Origin of the sequence: Pontibacter pamirensis, from assembly GCF_010015475.1 — a bacterium.
Taxonomy (GTDB): domain Bacteria; phylum Bacteroidota; class Bacteroidia; order Cytophagales; family Hymenobacteraceae; genus Pontibacter; species Pontibacter pamirensis.
Genome location: NZ_SSNI01000094.1, coordinates 1 through 2,747, shown reverse-complemented (window position 1 = coordinate 2,747; position 2,747 = coordinate 1). Strand labels below are relative to the sequence as shown.

Sequence of the window (2,747 nt, the reverse complement as noted above, 5' to 3'; positions counted from 1 at the left end):
TTGAAATTATATCCTTTATCCACCTTGCGCCATCTGGCTGGCAGGTGTTGAGTAGTAGGTAGTTTACCAACACCCCCAGCTCCACGGGTGTTATCAGGAACGACCATTCGAAGTCCTCATTGATTTTACCCAAAGGGGCTAAAAAAAACATTCACCAGTACAAAAGTCGGTATAGGTGTACAAAATAGGGCAAGCAGCCAGTTGATCCAGTACTGAAAGGCGGCCACATTCTTTAGCCCAATCATAATAAACCCTATAACACCTACTGACCAAAAAAGGGGAAAAACTATCAGCTCTTTTCCTCCCGTTACCCCGGCAACTTTCGTTGGCACATGTAAGAACAAAAGGCAATAGATTACATTGTAGATGATCGTGTACAGCAGAAGGTTTCTGTTGATTTTCATGGCTTCTTCGTACGTAGTTTATTTGTCTTCAACGGTTTTCTTTTCTCATTGCCTTGTAGTCTATAACGCTTTACCTAAAGGTAATTTTATTTATTTCAGCTGTAATTGGCATTGATGCTTTAATCAATCTTCTCGAGCATGTCGATTTGTACAGAATTAGTCGCTGTATTTATGGAGTACTGGATTCTTATAAACCTAAAGCTTGCTGCTCCACCAGCCGTAAACTTTTCTGAAGAACCGTCTGGCAATTCTATCTTACCTTCTGCGAACCGGATTCGTGACTTTCCAACCAAACCCAACATACTTTTCCCGATGACAAGTTTATCGAAGGTTAATTGCACGTCTTCTGCTGCCAGAAAATTGCATGTGTGAATTACATCTTCTCGGGAAGTATTCCCATCGAGCAGAATGACCGTTTTCTCCACCTTATCACCGTTGATGACTTCTGTAGTTCGGGTCACAGACTTAGGTGTTACATCTTTTTTGTCTGGAAGAGTGAATGAAGTTAAAGTGATAAAAATTCCGATGGTAAACAATAGAAGTAGATTTTTCATAATTCCTTTTTAAGAGGTCTCAGTCAATTTGATGTAAAACATTGGTAATGCAGTAGGCCTCAGTGCATGATTGGTATTCTCTGATTCACAAAAGGTGATTGAAGATGTTTTGCGATGGGTGTTTCAAAGGCCACTTTTGCATGTAGCTGATGTTGGCAGATGTCCATTGTACTTTAGTCGCTGCACTTGTTTATTTTTTCTTGACACCAGACCAAGGCATGATAAACCCCCGGGCTGGAGAAAAGGAGTTCCCGAATAATTTGTTGTTCTCCAAATAGCCACTGTGGTAGTAAGTGCCGGAATTATCCGCAGTGGTGAACGCGAAATGAACTTTACCCCAGGCAGTGTTGATTCTTCCGTTCTTAAACGGGGTATCGTAGAAACTGCCTGAAAGTATTCCTTCTTCATACTTGGATATTCTGAATTCCTTCAAATAGGAAGCTGCCTCTGGAGAAGGCTTCAGGTCAATTTCCAAGGTGCCAAGCAGGGAATTTATAAGTTGGTTCTCTTCAGAAGATGTATCCTTAGTTACTTGTGTTTGCTGAGCAAAACAAAAATATACAGTTAGAGAGAAGGCAATTACTAGTAGGTAAAAGCTTTTTTTATACATGTTTCAGATTCTTTGATTTACCATTGCCCCATATAGCAAATCCCTCGGTTTTTTGAGAAGTCATGATTAAGGTTTGATGTTTCTTCAAGGTTCAAATAGTAATCAAACAGCTTGTTAAACTACAAATTAAACTAAGGATTGTTTTACGGTATCAGGTAAAAATTGGGGCCACCTTGGTTTCTTTAAATAGAGCTGACCCGTTTTGAAACCTATGGATAGAGCGAGCACTGTTGAGTAAGTATCTATTTAGAGATACCCATACCATTGATAGGCATTCTTTTTCTTGGCGATTTAGCTGCATTATTCAACCTTACCCCAAAGAAGTATGTCCACACGATAAAGAAGACCTGTAGTGGAACCCTAAACCAGAGGTAAGCCAAGCCGGGGCCTGTATTCGCCCCTGTCTGGTAATCAATGTTTCTGATTGCCGCATGAATGTTGGCAGGCAAAACTAAAATGAAGAACGCAATAAGGAGCCAGGCAGTCATTGCCTGTAGGCGTCCGATCTGGAGCCCAACAGCAGCTGCGATCTCGAATAAACCGGTAAGGAAGACTGCTTCTTTTTTGAAAGGGATAAAGTCCGGTATCATCAAGGCCATTCCTTCCGGATAGGCAAAATGCCCTGTGGCTGTAAACAGCAGCATGATCGATAGAGCGATCCTGCCCGCTAATGGAAAATTAAACCTATTGGTAGTATATCTGATTACAGATGAGCTGATGGCGAAGGCTCCGAGTAAGACAAACAGTGGGATCATCTTGTTCTGATTTAAAATAGTTCATATCAAAAGGCTTTTCAATCGGGACCACAGGCTGTTGGGGCAACTGTTCTCAATCCTTTAAGCCCTTTTCTGCTAAGAATGCTTTGCGAAAATCAGCTTATGAACAGTGGAGGTGGAGGCTTTTCTGCACAAGACACGGAAGGGGCTTAGCCGGCACTGCCAGCAGCTTTCTACCCTTTGCGTCTACTTCGGAACATTTAGTAGATGTCCCTGTCGATCAAAGGAGTAATGTAGTAAATACTGTTGAATTTACATAAATATTAGCCTCTTCCTTTGTGAGACACTAACCAAAAAAAACTGTTTTTCAGCTGTTCAACAGGCACCGGTTCGGATGGATGAAATTCATGCATTAGCCCCTACATTGAAGCCTCACATTTTGCGGGGCTACAGGTAAAGTAGG

At 41.6% G+C, this 2,747-nt stretch carries 4 protein-coding genes; all 4 read right to left on the bottom strand.

Annotated elements, in window-relative coordinates:
- Positions 1-125: 125 nt before the first annotated feature.
- Entirely contained in the window at positions 126-404 is a 279-nt protein-coding gene (locus E1919_RS27030) for a hypothetical protein (RefSeq protein ID WP_162056511.1), read from the bottom strand.
- A gap of 119 nt (positions 405-523) precedes the next feature.
- The gene (locus E1919_RS27025) at positions 524-865 is read right to left on the bottom strand and encodes a hypothetical protein (RefSeq protein WP_162056510.1); all 342 of its coding nucleotides are present in this window, start codon (positions 863-865) and stop codon (positions 524-526) included.
- A 283-nt stretch (positions 866-1,148) separates the two neighbouring features.
- Positions 1,149-1,433 carry a hypothetical protein gene (locus tag E1919_RS27020; RefSeq protein ID WP_162056509.1) on the bottom strand — a complete coding sequence of 95 codons (285 nt, stop codon included), beginning with the start codon at positions 1,431-1,433 and terminating at the stop codon, positions 1,149-1,151.
- Between the two features lie 377 nt (positions 1,434-1,810).
- Positions 1,811-2,323, bottom strand: a complete 513-nt coding sequence (locus E1919_RS27015) for a DoxX family protein (protein ID WP_162056508.1) — start codon at positions 2,321-2,323, stop codon at positions 1,811-1,813.
- Positions 2,324-2,747: the final 424 nt, after the last annotated feature.

What these genes read in the sequence shown, in the direction of transcription:
- E1919_RS27030 (WP_162056511.1), bottom strand. Translation starts at nt 404, where the DNA reads ATGAAAATCAACAGAAACCTTCTGCTGTACACGATCATCTACAATGTA.
- E1919_RS27015 (WP_162056508.1), bottom strand. Translation starts at nt 2,323, where the DNA reads ATGATCCCACTGTTTGTCTTACTCGGAGCCTTCGCCATCAGCTCATCT.